This is a genomic window from Paraflavitalea sp. CAU 1676, from assembly GCF_029223285.1.
Taxonomy (GTDB): domain Bacteria; phylum Bacteroidota; class Bacteroidia; order Chitinophagales; family Chitinophagaceae; genus Paraflavitalea.
The window spans coordinates 833,141-853,034 of sequence record NZ_JARHUJ010000004.1 but is presented as its reverse complement, the minus strand read 5'-3'; the positions used below and the strand labels follow the sequence as shown (position 1 = coordinate 853,034).

The following is a 19,894-nucleotide window of genomic DNA, read 5'->3' as shown; positions in this document are numbered from 1 at the left end:
AAACACAGGCAGGCCAATAAGCCTGCCTGCACAAGATGAACTTCCGTCGAATCTCTCAACTGAAGCTCTCCTTCGTCAAATATAAAGTTCAGATTTTTTTGGAATTTAAAACAGTACCTTTTTTTTGGGGGAGAGCTCCGTGATAGCTGGTGGACTTTTTAAGAGGTTTCTGCGGCGCCTGGTGAGCGTTTGCTTTGCGGTAGTGTCCGCGCTCCCGGACGAGTGACTATAAGAGGGTTTCTGCGGCACCCGGAACGTTTGCTTTGCGGTAGTGTCGCGACTCCCGGATGAGTAACTATAAGAGGGTTTCTGCGGCACCTGGAGCGTTTGCTTTGCGGTAGTGTCGCGACTCCCGGATGAGTAACTATAAGAGGGTTTCTGCGGCACCTGGAGCGTGTGGGTGGCTTCTGCGACACTCTGACGGGGATTTTTGGAGGGTCCATGTCTCGTGACCGTTGCTGCCTTACACAGCTTTTGGCCCCCTGGATAACCTGATGTGGTTCTGAGGGTCGAGTTTCGCGGATAATTTTCCCCACCTTTCATGAATAGAACATTTTCTGGCATCAATACTTCCCTGATAATCTGCCCAGTATCATATTTTTCTTCATATTTAAGTGTATCATCTGTCACCAACTGTTCAAATCCGTGCAAGTTTCTTACTCCAATTAAGTTACGAGAGAAATCCTTTGGCGTGATTTATCGTATATCTCATTAGGGCTATTAAAATGCTCTCAGGTATGGAAGCCTATATTAAACACCTTTTAACGGACATCCTGGAAGCGGAGAGACCCGATCAGCCGGTACTGCAGTACGCGTACCCTGAATTCATCGATGATTCGCAGGAGGAGGATGATCGTTGGCCAGACGCGGACCCTGTTCATTCTTTTGGCTATTACTGCGGCCTGCAGCAGGAACAGTTTCCGCCAGCCCATATGCTGAGCACCCCTCAACTGGAGCGCCTGTGTGCTGCCTTTAGCAAGATGATGTTCACCTGGAACCTGGATACCGACATTCCCGATGATATTCCGACCCCCAAAAAATATCAATTACTCGTAAGTACCCTCGATATCAAGACCGAGATCAACGACTCGAGCCTCACCACCTTTGAGCTCTGTAGTTTCGATCCTCCCTCCTGCCCCATGGGCGAGTACTGTACCTGCAAACAATTTCTGCAAGATGATGCGTTGGAAAATATCGACGATTACCAACACGGCGAATAACTAAAGTATCCACAAAAAAAACCGGCAGCTATTGCATTATGCTACCGGTCTGGTTCACCGGCTACTCTGCACCGGTATGGTTCATAGGAATATTTTTCGGATCCATTTAACCAGCATTGCGCAATAGATGGTCATCAATTGCCTGGCCGATTATATGACTGAGTTCACTTTCCTTTTGTGTATCCATGTGTACCCATACTTTTTCTCCCTGCCATTCACGTTGCTGCACCCGTATCTCGGGAAATGCGTCGTAAGGCCCCTCGGGCCGATTGGTGAAACGTATATTGCTGACGGTAAACCAGGGGTCACTATGATGGGCCGTTACATCTCCTTTCAGTTCGATCGAGATGTTCTTTTCTTTGAACGGGTACTTAAACTGAATGCTGAACGATTGTTTCATAGCCTGTCTGTTTTAGTGAACAATACTGTCCTTCCACAGCCCCTATTTCAAGGGATGTGCCATTTATGCCCAGCGGTGGTGAGACATTTTTTCCAGACCTGGCTTTCAAGTATTTAGAAAGGCAATTTTATGAAGTTTTAACATATCAACACCTGCAGAAATTGGCGAAGCCCGTAGTATAAGGCGCATGTTGCGGCGAATACTACGGGCTTCTTTACGCAGGTTCAGAGCAAGCCTGTGTTAATACAGGATTAGGTTTAATGAAATGCCTTATATTAATCTCATTCGTGTTTGCTGTAAAATCATCCTTACAAAACAACTACAGGATCCGCATCATTATACCCAGGGTGCTCTACTCACCTCACTATTTGTTTCAAAAACAGTGGATTCCATAAACGGCCGTCTTCCGCCTTTTATTATCCTTTACGCTAAATCTTTTACAAAAAAGAAAATCCCACCTTACGGCAGGACCTTCTTCACCACTCATTCATGAAAAAACCTTGTATTATCTGATCAGCTTTTGTATCCACTTTTCTTCACCAGCCGTTACCTCCAGCATATACATTCCTTTATTAAGGTTTGACAAACCGGTAACCTGGTATTTGTTGTTACCTGCCTGCGCAGTCGCTACCTGGATTTTCACGGTGCGGCCATTCATATCCATCAGCTTTATCGTTACTGTTGTTGACCTGGCCGATGACACCAGTACTTCGAGCTTTTCTGCAAAAGGGTTGGGGTAAGCGCTGGCTGTTACCTTTTGCACCGCTCCTGTCTTCACGCTTACTATTCCCGTATACTCCATGGCTCCATCCAGGTCTTCCAATACCAACCGGAAGTATATGGTTGCACTAATAACTCCCGTATACCTGTATTGGTAGGTCGTTTGCATTGTCGTATTTCCTTTGGCGGCTACTTCACCGGCCTTTGTAAAAGTGATCCCGTCCGTGCTGTATTCAATCACGAATTTCTTTCCGTTCGCTTCAGTGGCCGTCGCCCAACTGAGGTTGACTACATTGTCGAGATAATTTCCCCTGAACGAGGTTACCACCATGGGCAACAATACTGCGCAAGAAACATCGGGGTTACCGGCTCCGCCAACAAAGGTGGTAGTATCTTCTGCAGACATCGACGAATTGTATTGCGTGTTGGTGGTACCAGAAGTGATGTTTTGGTTAAGTGACAGTTTTTCGGCGGCACTTTTTCCTGTAAGGGCTCCGTTGTTGGCAAAGCTTCCGGTAACAAACACCTTACCGTTGCCGGTAATCGTGGAGTTGTTGACGAATGCTCCGCTTACCCTGATCTGTGCGTTGGTACGGTTCATCTTGATGCTGGCGCCGCTGTTGTACTGAAACGATCCACCCACCCAGAATAAGCCGTCATTCCGCATCTTAATAGTTCCGGTGATCGCATTCTTGAATACGAGTGTATAGAGATTGATAATGGAGTCGCCAGTATTGAAGTTGTTGGTATTGCCTTTGAATACCGCCTGCCATTGATTGTTCAGTTTGCCTGAAGGCGTAAAGTCGCCTACCACGATGAGTTTTCCGCGGTTATCGATCGTTGTACCACTATTGGTGGTGAGTGATTGCTGGAATATGAGCGTGCCGCTATTGTTGATGACGGCGTTGTTTTGCAGGGTAGTACCCTGGCTAAACACCATTGTGCCACAAGCAGTATTGTTAATTGTTACAGCATTATTCTGGTTCCAGTTGCCCGACCAGGTAAAGGCGCCATTGTTGGTGAGCGCAAATCCATTCGCCAATGTGACGCTGGCCAGGTTGATGGTTGCGTTTTTTCCTGACAAGATGGATGATGCGAGGTTGTTCGCGTTAGAAGGATTGAATGTGCCTCCTGTATTTACCTGTACCGAAGAGCCTGGATTGCCGTCGAAACTACCGGTATAATTACCGCCACTTACTATAACCATTTTGGCGCCATTGTTCAGCTTGATGGCACCGCTGAAATTGCCGGAGATACAAACTGTTTCACCGTTGGTGTAGACTTTGTTGGCCACGGGGCTCAGACTTCCTGCCGGGCATTGTGCCCATGCGGCAGTGTTCATTGTTAAGGTCACTACAAGGAATATCTTTCCGATCAACGTTTTAGGGTAGAACTGTTTCATTGCTTAGGGTTCTGGCATGGTGATGTTCCAACAATGAGCCAAAAAGCTTGATTAAGTGTCCGAGAAACACAAAGGGGGTCTAACTGCTACACTTAAGCAAATGAATCACAACTATTTGCAATGAGACTCAAAAATCTTAAACATTTCTCCCGGGCGTGACCAACTACCCAGTCACCATGATGGGAATTTTCCCAAAGCTGGAATTGATTTCCAAAAGAGGAACGCATGCAGGATTTGATGAGGCTTTAATGGCTGATTATCAACTTACGGGAAGTGGGTCGAGGCTTCCCTGATGAAGGAGGCTCGCATTGAAAAAGGATATTTCGGGACAATTAACGGCTGGTGATGGCCGGCTGTTGCGCTTTGGGAAGGATGCCGTGGGCTACCATGGTGTCTACGATCTCTGCGCCGCCCTTCAGGTTGGCATGCAGGTAATCGGTGAAAGATGAGTAGTCTTTGATCGAATTGCTGAAGTCGTGCATAGGGTAGCCTATAGCTGCCTCCAGATTCTTCTTGAATTCCTGGAGTTTCTTCACTTTATAGGTAGGGAATATGGGGGCCAGTACAAATTGCACATTGATATTTCTGGCTCGGCAATAGTCGGCCAGTTGTTTGAGCTCCTGTACATGCTTTTCGGGCGAGTTCAATTCCACGCTGCGGTTGGGCGCCTGGTCGATAAGGTCTTGCGTAATGGTATGATCGAAGTACCAGTCGTTATCGAGCTTGTTGCGATAATACATGGCACGTTGAAATACCTCGTTGTTGAAGCGATAGATATGGGAAAAATTGGCGTAGTACCAGGTATCCTCCGTTTTTGTCTTCAAGACCGAATCGATCCTTTTGGAATAGGGCATGTAGGTGGTAAAACCTGGCAGCAGTTTATCATCGGACATGGCGACGATAGACGTTTCTACCAATACCGTTTTTACGTTGGGGTAGCGATCGAGATAATCCTGCGTAAGCACGGTAGCTATTTCACAGGGCATGCTATAATAACAGAGACTGAATGATTTGAGTCCGGTGGCCTTGTCAACGGTGGGCTGATAGAAGTTGAGGCCCCTGGAATTACCGACAATGAGGATATCTGCCTGGCCTTCGCCGCGGTACATGCGTGAATAGCGGAACTGGCTGCTGGTGATCTGTTTTTGGAATATATAGCCTAACAGACGGTCGCCCACAAACAGTACTGCCAGAAATGCGATGATCCAAATTGCCTTTTTCATGTTCGGGTTAGGTTAGAACTGGAAATAAATAAATGAGTTGGCAGAGAATGTTCCAAACAGGGCGATGAGCCACAATACAGATACAAACAATGCGATCCGTAGTGCGGGGCGCTGAAGTTGGGAAACATTCCAGGACACCCGCTGATTGGTTATCTCTACCGCCAGCATGATCGCCAACAGGAATACTCCTTTCAACACCTGGTATTTATTGAGTACACTATACCAGGTGAAATCTTCCAATGACAATATCCGGCCAATGATCGAGTTGGCCACGGTAAAGCTGCTGTGTCCCATACTACCTGAACGGAAATAGATCCAGGCCACCACCGTAAGCGCATATACAATAACTATGCAAATGGCTGAGTTCAGGAAGGCCGGCATCCGGACGATCTGCACGAATTTACGCCAGATGGGTGTTGTGATCCGTTGGATGATCAGGTATACTCCGTGCAGGAAGCCCCAGAAAATAAATGCCAGGTTGGCCCCATGCCACAATCCACCCAATAACATGGTGATCATGTTATTCTTGTAAGTATGGACCTTTCCATGGCGGTTACCACCCAGCGGGATATACAGGTAATCCCTGAGCCAGCTCGACAGGGAGATATGCCAGCGGGTCCAGAATTCGCTGAAGCTTTGTGAAAAGTAGGGTGTTTTGAAGTTCTCCACGAACCGGTAGCCCATGATCCGTGCCAGGCCGATGGCGATGTCGGAATAGCCCGAGAAATCGCAATAGATCTGGAAGGAATAGAATATAACGCCTATCAGGAGGTGCGAAGAGCTGAACTTGGAGGGATCGGCCCAACACTGGTCTACAAATGGTGCCAGTGAATCGGCGATGGCCACCTTTTTAAAGAATCCCCAGAGTATTCGCCCGAGGCCTGAATTGAAATTGTCCCAATCGAACTTTTTATCGGTCTCCATTTGCGGGAGCAGGTCCCGCGCCCTCACGATGGGGCCCGCCACCAACTGGGGAAACAGTGCGATAAAGGCTGCAAACTTGAGCATATCGCGCTCTACCGGTATTTCGCGCCGGTAGATGTCGATGGTGTAGGACAAACTTTGGAAGGTGTAAAAGGATATACCGATAGGCAACATGATCTGCAAGGTGCTGATGGATGGGTTGAATCCAAATGCCTGCATCATGCTGACGAAACTGTCGATGAAGAAGTTGAAATATTTGAAGAACCCCAGGAATCCGAGGTTCATAATCATACTGAATATGAGATAAGTGCGTCGCTTGCTTTTATCTTCGGTGGCCCCGATGAGCTTGCCGAAGTTGAAATCCATGAAAGTGGAGATCATGATGATAGCGAGAAAGCGGGGGTCCCACCAGCCGTAAAATACGTAGCTAGCCAGCAAGATCCACCAAAGCCTCATTTTGCCCTGGGTAAGGAAATAAATAGGGAAAAAGACTACACTAAATATTAAGAAAGTAATGCTGTTAAATACCATCCTGGCTTAGCTTAAGGGTATAATTACTGGAAACCGGGGGCAAAGTAAAGCAAATCAGTCCATACCCGGAAGCGGCTGGTGAAGAGTTGCGTCCTTGCCCGATGAAAATTACCCAGTTAAACGCCAAAATAGCAATTTATATTATATAAGGGCCCGCTCTTCGCCCAATTCGCCGTTTAGCCCGGTGAGGGGGCCGGGGCCGGATAAACGGGGCATGGGCTGCTGACTGTCTGCCTGCTCGCCGCAGGGCGATTGTGATTCGTTTTCTTTGACTTGCCGCCGTACCGGTTAGTGCGGCGCCGCCCGTCATTCGTTTGGTAAATGATATTACCGGGCTGCGCTGAGCCGCTCCTTTACCCAGCCCAGTGCGAGATCCAACTGTTCGCGCATGGTGAGTTTGGAATTATCGAGCAGGATCGCATCTTCGGCCTGGCGAAGCGGACTGATCTCGCGGTGGGAGTCGATATAATCGCGCATTTCGAGGTTGGCTTTCACCTCTTCGATGGTAACGTTGGGGTTTTTGTCGTAGAGTTCCCGGAACCTCCGTTCTACCCGAATGGCATTGTCGGCTGTCATGAATATTTTTAGTTCTGCATCGGGGAATACAACAGTGCCGATATCCCGTCCATCCATAACGATCCCTTTCTTTTTGCCCATGCCCTGCTGTTGTTTCACTGCAAACTGGCGTACTTCTTTGATCGCCGCCACTTCACTCACTTTCTCCGCGATCACCAGGTCACGGATCACATACTCTACGTTTTCGCCGTTGAGGTAGATCTCGCTTTGTCCGGTTTTGTGGTTTGAATGGAATTCGAGCAATATTTTCCTCAATGCATCTTCTACCGCTTTGTGTTGCGTCCAGTCGATGTGATTGCGCAGGAAGTACAGGGTTATTGCCCGGTACATGGCGCCACTGTCGATATACACATATCCGAGTTCACGGGCCAGTTGCTTGGCCAGGGTGCTTTTGCCACAGGAGGACCAGCCGTCGATAGTAATGATGATCTTCTTTTCCATGTTGTTGAACGCAAAACTAAGAAAAAAGGAGTTTGTTGTTGGCGACTTCGGGCTTTGTGCATGGCTCTTTACAAAAAAGCAATGCCGCCCAATAAATGTTGAGCGGCATAAAAATGTAGCGGGGACGATTCCGGACCTACTACGCGTAAGTCACCTTGTTATCATAAGCATTGGATTTTTCCATGGTCTGTAAGCAGGGTTTTGGTATTGCGAGAAATACCCCGGCCTGTTCACAGTAATAAAACAGAGGGACTTAATGTATAAACGACATTTTAAAAATGATAGTGCATGATCGAAATCAATATCTGGATTTCGGACCCCGGGGGCTAATCGACTGATAAAATCCGGGGCAATAAAAAACCCTTCCGGTTAATCCGGAAGGGTTGATATGATGGAAGCTTTTTGTTAAGCTTCTGATTTTTCTTTTGTCGCTTTCAGCGTAAACTGAATTTTGGTCTTTTCTTTATCCAGATCGGCGAGCATTACATCGCCCTGCTTGATGTGCAGGTTGAGTATCTCTTCTGCCAGGGGATCTTCGAGGTATTTCTGAATAGCCCTGTGCAGCGGACGTGCACCAAACTGCTGGTCGTAGCCCTTTTCGGCGATGAAGTTCTTGGCTTCTTCGGTCAGCTCAAGGCTGAATCCAAGGCTGTTCAAGCGCTTCATTACTCCCTTCATCAGGATATCGATGATCAGGAAGATATGCTCTTTGCTCAGCGAGTTGAAGATCACCACATCATCGATACGGTTAAGGAACTCGGGAGAGAAGGTCCTTTTGAGGGCCTTTTCGATCACCGCTTTGTTGTTCTCTTCCGCATTTTGCTGACGGGAAGCTGTTGCGAAACCTACTCCATCACCAAAGTCTTTCAACTGGCGTACGCCAATGTTGGACGTCATGATGATCAGGGTATTCTTGAAGTCCACTTTGCGACCGAGTCCATCTGTCAACTGACCGTCGTCGAGTACCTGCAACAGGATGTTGTAGATATCGGGGTGAGCCTTTTCGATCTCATCGAGCAGGATCACGGAGTATGGTTTGCGGCGAACACGTTCTGTAAGCTGGCCACCTTCTTCGTATCCCACGTATCCGGGAGGCGCTCCGATCAAACGGCTAACCGTGAATTTCTCCATATACTCACTCATATCGATACGGATGAGGGCGTCTTCGGAGTCGAACATGTAGCGGGCAAGGGCACGCGCCAGCTCGGTTTTACCAACCCCGGTAGGTCCGAGGAAGATGAATGTTCCGATGGGCTTTTTAGGATCTTTCAACCCTACCCTGTTACGCTGAATGGCTTTCACCACTTTAAGGATGGCATCGTCCTGACCAACTACCATGTTGCGCATATCGATGGTCATGTTACGCAGCTTCTCCGTTTCGGCCTGCACCATTCTCTTAACAGGTATGCCTGTCATCATGCTCACGACTTCGGCGATTGCCTCTTCATCGATGGGATAGCGTTTATGTTTGCTTTCCTCTTCCCAGCTTGCCTTGGCTTTTTCCAGCTCTTCCTGCAGGCGTTTTTCCGTATCACGGAGGGAAGCGGCTTCCTCAAACTTCTGGCTCTTGACTACTTTGTTCTTTTCCACCTTGACATCTTCGATCTTCTTTTCGAGGTCGAGGATCTCTTTAGGCACATTGATGTTCTTGAGGTGTACGCGTGCACCCACTTCATCCATTACGTCGATGGCCTTATCGGGCAACAGACGGTCGGTGATGTAGCGGTCGCTGAGCTTCACACAGGCATCGATGGCTTCGTCGTTGTACGTTACGTTGTGGTAGTCTTCGTATTTCGACTTGATGTTATTAAGTATCTGAATGGTTTCATCCACACTAGGCGGTTCTACCATTACTTTCTGGAACCTACGGTCGAGTGCACCATCTTTTTCAATATACATACGGTACTCATCGAGTGTAGATGCTCCAATGCATTGGAGTTCTCCACGTGCCAGGGCTGGTTTGAAGATATTGGATGCATCGAGTGATCCACTGGCGCCACCGGCACCTACGATCGTATGGATCTCATCGATGAACAGGATCACGTCACGATTCTTTTCCAGTTCGTTCATGATGGCTTTCATCCTTTCTTCAAATTGTCCGCGGTATTTGGTACCTGCCACGAGTGCGGCCAGGTCGAGCGAAATAACACGTTTATCGAACAGTACCCTTGACACCTTACGTTGAACGATGCGGAGGGCCAATCCTTCAACGATTGCGGTTTTACCTACACCGGGTTCACCGATGAGGATGGGGTTGTTCTTCTTACGACGGGAAAGGATCTGCGATACGCGCTCGATCTCTTCTTCCCGGCCTACAATGGGATCCAGTGCTCCGCTTTCGGCCAACCTGGTGATGTCGCGACCAAAGTTGTCCAATACGGGTGTCTTGCTTTTGGCATTTCCTGCTGCGCGTGACTTTTGCTGTGAGTACTTCTTTTCTTCATCGAAGTCGTCTTCGTTCTCATCGGCATACTCGCTACGCACATCATTGCTTTTTACTACGCCTAACTCGTTTCTGAATAAATCGTAATCCACGTCAAATTGATTTAAGATTTGAGTAGCTATGTTTTCCTTGTTCTTCAAGATGGAGAGCATGAGGTGCTCCGTTTCTACGGTGGGGCTCTTGAGGGCTTTCGCCTCCAGTACCGTTACACGAATCACTTTCTCTGCCTGTTTGGTCAGGGGTAAGCTGTTTATGTTGGCGATGTTCTTACCGGTCTTGTCCTTGACAGCCAATTCTACTTCTTTCCGCAGCTCGTACAGATCTACATTGAAACTCTTCAAAATACGAACTGCCGTATTTTCACCCTCACGAATCAACCCAAGCAACAAATGTTCGGTACCGATAAAATCATTCCCCAGCCGTAAAGCCTCCTCCCTGCTAAACGAAATAATCTCCTTTACCTGGGCTGAAAAATTGTTATCCATTTGTGTAATTTGTTGTGTTATACAATAATAACGAATAATTTTGACTTATGTTCCCGCCTCTTTATTAACGGCTGTTAACAAACATTAAGTGTGTATGCAGGTCAAAATTGATACCAAGCAAAAATTCCATGCCATAACGATCATTGAGCCGGTCTTATCTGCTAATATGACAGCAGAATTGGATGAATGTTTACTTCCGCTCCTCCAAAATGACGTTAAAAACGTGGTTCTTATTGTTAAAGACATTAACGAAATGGACGAAGCTGCAGGAGAATGTCTCCTAAAGATACAACAAACCTTTTATGAGCAGGGTGCATCCTTTGTGATCTGTGAGCTACAGCCTCAGGTGGAAGAGATGCTTGAGAAGGCGGAGATCCTGGAGTTGATGAACGTGACGCCTACGGAGAGTGAGGCCTGGGATATTGTGCAGCTGGAAGAGATCGAGCGGGATTTGCTCGGAGGCGAGTAGTTTATCCCACTGATCCGGGCGGGTGTTATACTTTTGACCGCCGGGATTGCGTTTAGGGTATACATTGACTTTTTATATGCGATGTGCTAATATTCCTTTCCTGGGTTTACTTTTGCTCTCATTTCTAACGATTGCCCAGACTGGCAACCCATTGAAGCAGCTCCCCTATTCCATCACCATTGGTGGCCGGGCCGATTCATTGACCATTGAGGAGATAATAACGGCAGGTAAACCGGTAAGTTCCCACCCTGCCTTTGAGATTATCAGTTTCAAAACAGGCTTTATTGGTAGTGGTACGCCCTGCTTTTCAGAAACAGACTGCCCCGATGGATTATTCAGCGGAATGGCTCTTTCAGGAATCAGACATATGGAACCCGGCAGCAGGATGGTAGTGAGTAGGATCCGGGTCAAGAACAAAATTGGACAGGAATTCCTGCTTAAAGATCAGGTTTTCAGGATCAGGGTTGGTAAAAAATGAAAAGAGTATAACCTGTTTGCCCATCCAGCAAAGTTTTTCCCTTGAATTTGCAGCTAATGAAATCTTTTTGTACTCTTAACCAGTACATTATACTAAAGTTGACGTTGCCCCTTACATGAAAAAGTATGCTGTTATAGTCGCCGGCGGTTCCGGCATGCGCATGGGTACCGTGGTGCCCAAGCAATTTCTCCCCCTTCAGGGAAAACCTGTTTTATGGTACACCCTGACCGCTTTCCTGGATTCATTTCCTGACCTGGAGATCATACTGGTGCTGCCGGAGGCTCACCTGCAAACGGGCCAGGAGATCTTACGATCGACCTATGCTCCCGACCGCATCTGGATGACCGTTGGAGGCGAAACGCGTTTCCATTCGGTTCGTAATGGTCTTTCCCATATTCATCAGCATTCAATCGTTTTTATTCATGACGGCGTCAGGTGCCTGCTCACGCCGCAACTGATCAGGCGGTGCTATCAAATGGCCCAGGAACGTGGCAATGCCATTCCTGCCATTTCTGCGGTTGATTCCATCAGGATCCTGACCTACGACGGTAATGAATTCATTGACCGCAGTAAGGTACGTATCATCCAAACCCCGCAGACCTTCTACAGTGATATTGTGAAGGCCGCTTTTGAGCAGGAGTATGAAGAATCTTTTACCGATGAGGCCAGTGTGGTGGAGCGGCTGGGTGTTAAGATCCACCTGATCGATGGCGAATCGACCAATATCAAGATCACCCATCCCATTGATGTGCTGATCGCAGAAAAGATCCTCGAGGAAAGGGAAATGGGTATTTAACCATATGTCTGCTTTGATCAAAAGAATCTCCACTGCTTTCAATAAGGGCTGGTTTTGCTGTAAAGTAGCAAACAGTCCGGGCGGCTTGTAGAAACTGATGGCCAATACCAAGCAATTAGCCTGGCACTCGGCTAACTCGACAACCCCGACCGCAGACCCTGCGGTGGAATACCAGTTCCGGCTCAGGGGCCATTCCCGATCGGTCGGTTTACGTACTTATGCCGGCGACCTCACTATTTTTTACGATATCTGGTGGCGAAAGATCTATGATCTGCCAGAGAGTCTGGTCCATTCAAGTTCCACGATCATAGACCTGGGCGCTCACGTGGGGATGACCTCCCTTTATTTCTCCCTCCAATTCCCCCAGGCAACAATCTATGCCGTAGAGGCAGATGCCCATAATTACGAACTGCTATGCAAGAATCTTTCTCCAGAGATCGAAAACGGCCGGCTGACTCCCCTGCTCGCCGCTATTCATGAGAACAATTCGCCTGTTTACCTTCAAAAATCCCAGTTCTCTTACAATACCCAGGTTTCTTCGTTGCCCACCGCTCATCCTATACCCGGACTTACCCTCGACCAGCTAATCGCTGACCACGGGCTAACCCGTATAGATATCCTGAAAATAGATATTGAAGGCGCGGAGGCTTTTTTACTGCAGTCGTCGCAGCAATGGCTGTCGATCACCCGGCATATTCTTATTGAATTACATAGTGAGGCGCTCGTGAACAGATTTATCGAAATGGCCACTTTGGCTGGCTTCCGCATTGAAAAAAGGCCATTTACCTACGAAAACCTGTATTGGGCCTACCGCGGGTAAAGGATCGCCGTTTATTTCTTAATCCATTTGAGATACCAAGGAAGCGCGTTAAAATGATAGAGGTAGTAAGGTTGGTCCACGGCCCCAAAATTCCTGTAGAAATGAGCAATGCCCGCTATGTCGGATCCTTCGAAATCGAGGACCGTTTCAGTTCCTGCAAACTCCCGGATCAACTGATCGAGGAGGTAGTGGTTGGCCGAAATTTTACGGCCGGCCGGCAAGGTTGTTGATTGCAACAGATACATGCGACCATGCTTTTTCAACAAAAGAGCAGTCGCCAGCCATTGGTTTTCGTTGTTGTTGACACCTCTCAGCAATAGTTCGCCGTGTTGCTGCGCCACTTCGCAAAGCCGGACGAACTGCTGGTATTGATCAGTATGCAGTACCCCGATTTGCTGTTGATAGGTTTGCTGGTAATAACCAGCGGCTGTGGGCAGATCTATTGCCGTTGTATAATTCATGGTTCCTTTGGCCGCCTTGTGCAGGTTCTTCAGCAAATCGGATCTATAATTACCGGCCAAACTGTCGTAGTTTGACTTTAACGACAATACCAGGTTGGTCTTTTCGATGGTGTTTGCCAAGCCTGTATTAGCAAAATTCAGGAAAAGGTCGCCATACCGAAAGTGTTGCAAGGCGTGTTGTATTCCGCTTTGCAACAGCGAGGCAGTGGGCAGGCTACGGGAAAATATCCCTAGCTGCTGTACAAATGGCACCCAGTACAAATACTTTAATCCCCATTTCATTTTCCAGGGAAGGGGCATAATGGCTTCATAGTCGTCCCAAACGAGCGCGTCCCAATTCTCAGCCATTTCATCGAGGTAATAGGTATAGGCATAGATCAGCCCGTTGGAGGCCTGATCGAGACAGCTATTCCATTTTCCGGTATCGAGTTCTTTACGCCGCAGGTATCGGGGTGCCGTATGCGTCATTGCGTTTTACTTGCCAATAATTTTACGCAAATTAAAGCGATGTATATCGATGCTGAAGGAAAGACGCTTGCCAAACTTGTTCTCTTCGGGAACCGTTTTCAGGTTATCCCTGAACTCTTTGCTGTAAAACAAGGGGGCATACACGTTCAGCAGGTCTTTGAACAACGAAAGCTGAAGACCTGCTACGTATAGAAAGCGGCTGGTGGCGGCATCTTTTTTCCAGGCGTCGGCATAGGTACCCACATCAAGAAACACGCGCACCGGCAATTCAACAGGAAGCAGCTTCCTGGGTAGCGTGGTATTAAAGTTCAAGGATGCCACCCAATTGTCGGACCTACCCTGCAGTCCGGCAAAGAGGTCGGTACGCAGTTTGAGTCCGCCATCGCGCATCATGATCTGCTGACTGGCGGCGCCATCAAATTCAGATCGTCCGATAAAATAATTGCTGTAGGTATAGTCTTCATCGCCCCGCACGGCCGTGAGTTTAGGCTGGTATAAATAGGTGTTCCCGTATTTCTCGTTCGTTTTACCCCCCAGGTAACCGAACTTGGCTGCGAAGGCCCTCACTTGCAGTCCACCTCCGCGTGGATAATTGAAATAATAGAAACCGGTGGCATTGGCCCTGTAAAAACCATCTCCCTGCTGCAACTGGATCTGCGCATCATAGGGGTATAGTTTCCTGTAATTGGTTACATTAAATGTGAGCTGGTTGAGATACCGGTTGCGTTGCAGGCCGGGGGCGGCATAGGTCATGGAGTCATCACTATCCGTAACATATCTAAATCCCTTCTCTCCTATCAGGTAGGTCTTCCACTCCAGCCACTTCTCCATGGTGGAAAGCAATGACTTGTTTTTGAAAGTAAACCGGATTGATGGTACCACTTTATAAAAACCGCCGAAGATCTTTGCCTGGTTGCTATCTACCCCTTCGATGGTAGAAAACCTTGCACCAGTAAGTCCCAGTTCAATAGACCGGAAACGTTCTGCCGGATGCCAGGTGTAGTTGATGTTGCCGATCCCGTTGACCTGCTTGCTGGCTGTGGCGTAGAGCGGTGCCGCAATAAACTGCAGGTTGTGCGAAGGCATGGTAATATTGTGCAACACCAGGCCTACCATAAATTTATCGTACATGTTGTACCCTATGGCCGGCAGCAAGTTTATATGGTTCACTTTTTCATAGTCCTTCATGGAGAAGAGCAATGCAGGCTTTAGCTTCCTGGCACCAGTGTATCCTCCCGGCAAGACGCCGGTGGTATCGAGCAAGTGGAAAACTTTTGTCAGGTCTTTATTGGCATGCTGCTGCATTACCTCCCGGAAGTCAGCCGGCGACGGGTGTCTGAACTGCCATTGCCGGTAATAATGCTGCATTGCGCTATCGAATGCCGGCTGCCCGATGGACTGCTCCAATTGCTTCATCCAGGCGGCGGTTTTGTAGTAGGCTATCAGCCCATAATTGTCTTCCTGAAATGCGGCAGACGTTGTATTGATGGGTTGGTCACGGTGTTCCTTGGCCAGGGCCGCCAGGAAGAGGCCAGCCTGGTCTTCCGGAATCTTCGACTCCAGCCAATTGCGTTGTGCTTTGGCGGGGTATTTCCATGCTTTATACCGGTTGCCGTAGTATGAATTAATGCCTTCATCCATCCACGGATGATCGCGCTCGTTGCTGGCAAGGATACCATAAAACCAGTTGTGCCCTACCTCGTGGTCTATGACGACGTCGAGCGTAATGGTATCATCGACACGGCCAATATTGGTAATAGTGGGATATTCCATCCCCCCATCGAAACCTGTATGGGTTTCCACCACGCTTACCACATCGTAAGGATATTCCCCGATGAGCCGGGAACGAAACTGGATAGCGTCTTTGGTCATGCGCAGGCTACTTTTCCATATCTTATCGTTTTCGGCATAAAAGGTCCAGGCGTCTATCACCCTGCCCGAAGGCAGGCGGATGGTATCATAATCCACTACGAAGCGCTTATCCGCAAACCAGGCGAAATCGTGGATGCGGTCTTGTTTGAACTGGAGTGTTTTGGTTGCCATTTCCTGACCCGCTACGGTATTGGCAGTTGCTGCTTGCAAAGGCTCTGCTGTCTGTTGGTCAGTTGCTTTGGGGGTTGTTGTTGCCTTTTTACCGGCACCAGCTGGCTTCTTTCCAGTGGTAGTTTTTTTTTGCGCGGGTTGTGTTGCCTTCTTAACTGGTTTTGGCGGAGGCTTGAGGAACTTTGGTTTACTGATCACCGGTACAGGATGCAATGCCCAGTAGGCTTCATTCCTCGTTTTCATCCAGTCTTTTTCGGCCTCGCTCTGCAAATTCCCGGTTGCCGCTACGATATAGTCTTGTGGAACCGTTATCCGTACATCATAGGTGCCAAATTCGCTGTAGAATTCTCCCTGGTCAAGATAAGGCATCGGATGCCAGCCTTGCCGATCATACACGGCTGGTTTGGGATACCATTGGGTTAACTGGTATGAATTGCCCACATGCCCGCCGCGGGAGTAATTCTTTGGCAGTTTAACATGAAAAGGGGTGGTTATTTCAGTTTGCGCCCCCGGCAGCAAGGGCGTGTTGAGTTTTACCTTAACAACGTCGATATACTGCGGATGATCTTCCGTTTGCAGGGTATTGTTACCGGCACGGAAATCGAGCCGGTTGATATAACCGCGGTCTTCCCGTTCAGAGAAGTAAAAATCCGTGCGACCATGCTGCAAGAGCTGATCGCTGAATGCTGTGCGGTCATTCTTGTAGGCGTTGGGCCAAAGGTGGAACCAGATAAAGGTTAGCGTATCGGGAGAATGGTTGGTGTACCGGAGTTTCAGGAATCCGTTCAACGAATGCTCGCGATCGTTGAGGCTTACATCGATGGTGTATTGCAAATCCTGCTGCCAGTAAGATTGGCCCGATGCTACCTGTTGCAGGCAAAGTAACCATAAGAATATCTGTAAACGTTTCTTCATGATCTTAATATTGCCGGCTACTGTTTGTTTCGTTAAAAATTCCCCTCTTTGTTCAACAGCTCAAAATACTGACTCAGGTCGGACCCGGTTGCTTTTTCGAGGGCAGTTTTGAGGTCTTCCGGGTACGGGTGTTTGAACTTCCAGGTACTAAAATATTCCTGCATGGCTTTGTCGAAGTTTTCCCTTCCCATGGCCATTTGCACGAGGTATAGCCAGGTTGCGGCTTTTACGTATACAACGATACCATAATCATTTTTATTGGCGAATCCGGTGGAGCCGGTATTGACCGGTTCTTTGGCGGGCAGACTATTCAGTGCATTGTACACCCGGCTCAGCAGTTCTTCGGCAGGCAGGGCCTTGATCTCTTTGGGCAGCGACTTTCCGAAAATACTGTTGGATTTGTATTTCTCGGCTTCATACCTAAACTGGTAGAAACTGTTGATGCCTTCGTCCATCCAGGGATGGTCTCGCTCGTTGCTCCCGAGGATGCCATAAAACCAATTGTGCCCTACTTCGTGGGTGATCACGGCATCGAGCCCTTCTGCGTCCGCTTCGGGACTGGTGATGAGCGTGATCATTGGATACTCCATTCCGCCGGAGGTTAGGTTTTTAGGACCTTCCACGGCCTGCGCTACCGGCCAGGGGTATTCTCCGATCCATCCTGAATATTTACGAATCGCATCTTTTATATAATTGACACCGAGCCCCCATTGTACGTTGCCGTTGGGCTGGTACCAGGCAAATGCATCGATAATTTTACCGGACGGTAGTTGAAGGGTGTCGTATTGTATCACGACGTCCTTATCGGCAAACCAGGCAAAATCATGTATGTTTTCGCCAACATATTGCAGTGTTTTGGTGGTGCCTGGCTTATCGGTCTGGTATTTGGCCACTGCCGATCTGGCCTGGTAGTTTTGGGCCCCTATTGATTTGTATCGTTCCAGTTCATCTTTCGTAAGCAAGCTGCCTGTAGCGCCCACAATGTATTCGGCCGGAACGGTGATATTTACGGAGAAACTTCCGAATTCACTGTAGAATTCACCCTGGTCGAGATAGGGAATAGGATGCCAGCCTTTTTTATCGTAAACGGCGGGTTTGGGATACCATTGGCAGATCATGTATTGATCGCCATCATAACCCGAACGCGAAAAGTAGTAGGGTAACTTAACCTGAAAGGGTGTGGCTAGGCTGGCGGTTTGCCCGGGCATTAACGGGGCGGGTAGCAGCACCTTTATTACATCCGGATTACCCGCGGTATCGGGCATCGTGACGGCTGTTTTACCATCGACGGTAAAGGCCAATCCGTCCATAAACCCTTCACTCTTCTTATTCTTCAGCTTTTTACGGCCCTCTTTATCAGCTGACAACTGCCTGGCGAGCGCCGTTGTATTGTCCTTATATGCGTTGGGCCAAAGGTGGAACCAGATATAGGTGAGTGTATCCGGTGATCTGTTGATGTATTTTAATTGGAGCTTACCATCGAGGCTCTTCAATTTTTCATTCAACGCTACATCAATGTTATAATGCACCTCCTGCTGCCAGTAATCCTGGGCCAGCAATGCACAGGTTGAAAGGATCAGGATTAAGAGGGAAACGATCTTTTTGTACATGCGATTTATGTAAAAGTGATTGGTCAATTTCTACGGCGAACGGGTATTACCGCCCCTGCCCCATGAAGATGATCCTAAGGGTGTGTATCATGATCTTGACATCAAGGGCGAGCGATATGTTTTCAATATACATCAGATCATATTTCATTCGCTCCACCATTTGCTCAACATTCTCAGCATACCCAAATTTAACCATTCCCCAGGAGGTTAATCCGGGTTTTACTTTCAATAAGTATTTGAAATAAGGAGCGCGTTGCTGGATCTGATTGATATAATACAGGCGTTCGGGTCTTGGACCCACCAGGCTCATTTCTCCTTTCAGGATGTTCCACATCTGGGGCAATTCGTCAAGACGCCAAATGCGCATCACTTTGCCCCATTTGGTGATGCGTTCATCATTGGCGGAGGATAACCGGGGGCCATTTTGTTCGGCAGGGTGAAACATCGACCTGAATTTGTAGATGCGGAAGGTGCGTCCGCGGTAGCCAACTCTATCCTGCGCGTAAAAGACCGGGCCGGGTGAAGATAACTTGACCCGGATAGCTACATATAGGTAAACCGGGCACAACAGTACCAAACCGAACAACGCGACGAACACATCGATCACCCGTTTGATGTTCTGCTGCCATTCGGGCATGAGCCCGGTGTTGAGGTCGGACAGCACTGCACCGAAGACGTTGCTGGTCTTTACAGACCCGGAGAGGATATCGATAATATCGGGGGCAATTTTGATGTCTACGTCTTCTTCACTCAATACAGAGACGATCTTTTCTACCTGCTGTTTCTCGGACTTTTCGAGCGCTATTACGACCAGCTGCACCTGTTTTTCCCGAACGACGCGTTCAATTTCGGTGATACAGCCGTATTGGGGCAAATGGGCGCTGATGCCGTTCACTTCAGGCGTTGCCGATACGAATCCGGTGTAATGGTAACCGGCGAGGCGCAGACCGGTTTTGGTGTCGCTGTAGATCTTACTGGCAACGGAATTGCCTCCCACCAGCAGGGTATTGAATTGAATATGCCCTTCGGCCAGCTGCCGGCGTACTTTACTCAATATATAGCTCCTCAATATCCAGGTAAATGTCAATTGGGCCCATATATAGGTAAAGAGTGCCTTATAGAAGTAGGTGTACTTATGCTGCGGATCGTTGATCACGATGCAGAAAAAAATGATAATGCAACCGATGATGCTGGTGATGATGGTATTGGTAAACTCGTTAAGTCTGGACTTCTTGTACAGGGTGTGGTAGGAACCAATCAGGGTGTAAAAAAACAACCAGGCTATTGGAATGATGAAAACGCCCCACCAGAATGGCTTGCTGAAATAGATACCTTCATCGGGTGAATAAATAGGTTCATGCAGGTAATACCGCCGGGCAAAGTGCAAAACGATCCAAGCCAGTAGGGCAGCAATAGAGTCGCCGAATAAATACCAGACGCTATGGATACGTTTTTGGACTGACATGAAA

At 48.2% G+C, this 19,894-nt stretch carries 15 protein-coding genes; 5 read left to right on the top strand and 10 right to left on the bottom strand.

Features of this window, described 5'->3' with window-relative positions:
• Positions 1-737 precede the first annotated feature (737 nt).
• Positions 738-1,220 carry a hypothetical protein gene (locus P2H89_RS16410; RefSeq protein WP_275828714.1) on the top strand — a complete coding sequence of 161 codons (483 nt, stop codon included), beginning with the start codon at positions 738-740 and terminating at the stop codon, positions 1,218-1,220.
• 106 nt (positions 1,221-1,326) lie between these two features.
• Here P2H89_RS16410 and P2H89_RS16405 read toward each other — a convergent pair whose 3' ends face one another.
• The 6 genes from P2H89_RS16405 to P2H89_RS16380 form a co-directional block, all read right to left on the bottom strand.
• Positions 1,327-1,620: a hypothetical protein gene (locus tag P2H89_RS16405; protein WP_275828712.1), complete on the bottom strand. Its 294-nt coding sequence runs from the start codon at positions 1,618-1,620 to the stop codon at positions 1,327-1,329.
• A gap of 505 nt (positions 1,621-2,125) precedes the next feature.
• The gene (locus P2H89_RS16400; protein ID WP_275828710.1) at positions 2,126-3,742 is read right to left on the bottom strand and encodes a T9SS type A sorting domain-containing protein; all 1,617 of its coding nucleotides are present in this window, start codon (positions 3,740-3,742) and stop codon (positions 2,126-2,128) included.
• A 332-nt stretch (positions 3,743-4,074) separates the two neighbouring features.
• Positions 4,075-4,965: a hypothetical protein gene (locus tag P2H89_RS16395; protein WP_275828708.1), complete on the bottom strand. Its 891-nt coding sequence runs from the start codon at positions 4,963-4,965 to the stop codon at positions 4,075-4,077.
• A 12-nt stretch (positions 4,966-4,977) separates the two neighbouring features.
• Positions 4,978-6,345, bottom strand: a complete 1,368-nt coding sequence (locus P2H89_RS16390) for an MBOAT family O-acyltransferase (protein WP_275828706.1) — start codon at positions 6,343-6,345, stop codon at positions 4,978-4,980.
• A gap of 402 nt (positions 6,346-6,747) precedes the next feature.
• Complete coding sequence (gene cmk / locus P2H89_RS16385; RefSeq protein ID WP_275828704.1) at positions 6,748-7,437, bottom strand: (d)CMP kinase; 690 nt, start codon at positions 7,435-7,437, stop codon at positions 6,748-6,750.
• A 405-nt stretch (positions 7,438-7,842) separates the two neighbouring features.
• Positions 7,843-10,365: an ATP-dependent Clp protease ATP-binding subunit gene (locus P2H89_RS16380; RefSeq protein WP_275828701.1), complete on the bottom strand. Its 2,523-nt coding sequence runs from the start codon at positions 10,363-10,365 to the stop codon at positions 7,843-7,845.
• Between the two features lie 94 nt (positions 10,366-10,459).
• Here P2H89_RS16380 and P2H89_RS16375 point away from each other — a divergent pair, with 94 nt between their 5' ends.
• The 4 genes from P2H89_RS16375 to P2H89_RS16360 all read left to right on the top strand — a co-directional run bounded on the left by P2H89_RS16375 (position 10,460) and on the right by P2H89_RS16360 (position 12,928).
• Positions 10,460-10,834, top strand: coding sequence for an STAS domain-containing protein (locus P2H89_RS16375; protein WP_275828699.1), 375 nt, complete (start codon positions 10,460-10,462; stop codon positions 10,832-10,834).
• Positions 10,835-10,880: 46 nt separating this feature from the next.
• Entirely contained in the window at positions 10,881-11,312 is a 432-nt protein-coding gene (locus P2H89_RS16370) for a hypothetical protein (protein ID WP_275828697.1), read from the top strand.
• 115 nt (positions 11,313-11,427) lie between these two features.
• On the top strand, positions 11,428-12,108 hold the full coding sequence (locus P2H89_RS16365) for a 2-C-methyl-D-erythritol 4-phosphate cytidylyltransferase (protein WP_275828695.1): 681 nt from the start codon (positions 11,428-11,430) through the stop codon (positions 12,106-12,108).
• Positions 12,109-12,205: 97 nt separating this feature from the next.
• Positions 12,206-12,928: an FkbM family methyltransferase gene (locus tag P2H89_RS16360; protein WP_275828693.1), complete on the top strand. Its 723-nt coding sequence runs from the start codon at positions 12,206-12,208 to the stop codon at positions 12,926-12,928.
• Between the two features lie 11 nt (positions 12,929-12,939).
• Here P2H89_RS16360 and P2H89_RS16355 read toward each other — a convergent pair whose 3' ends face one another.
• The 4 genes from P2H89_RS16355 to P2H89_RS16340 are packed head-to-tail and all read right to left on the bottom strand — an operon-like array spanning position 12,940 to position 19,890.
• Positions 12,940-13,857: a GNAT family N-acetyltransferase gene (locus tag P2H89_RS16355; RefSeq protein ID WP_275828691.1), complete on the bottom strand. Its 918-nt coding sequence runs from the start codon at positions 13,855-13,857 to the stop codon at positions 12,940-12,942.
• 6 nt (positions 13,858-13,863) lie between these two features.
• Positions 13,864-16,815 (bottom strand): M1 family metallopeptidase, encoded by a 2,952-nt coding sequence (locus P2H89_RS16350; protein ID WP_275828689.1) that lies wholly within the window; start codon positions 16,813-16,815, stop codon positions 13,864-13,866.
• 32 nt (positions 16,816-16,847) lie between these two features.
• Positions 16,848-18,425: a M1 family metallopeptidase gene (locus tag P2H89_RS16345; RefSeq protein WP_275828687.1), complete on the bottom strand. Its 1,578-nt coding sequence runs from the start codon at positions 18,423-18,425 to the stop codon at positions 16,848-16,850.
• A gap of 46 nt (positions 18,426-18,471) precedes the next feature.
• Positions 18,472-19,890, bottom strand: a complete 1,419-nt coding sequence (locus P2H89_RS16340; RefSeq protein ID WP_275828685.1) for a sugar transferase — start codon at positions 19,888-19,890, stop codon at positions 18,472-18,474.
• Positions 19,891-19,894: the final 4 nt, after the last annotated feature.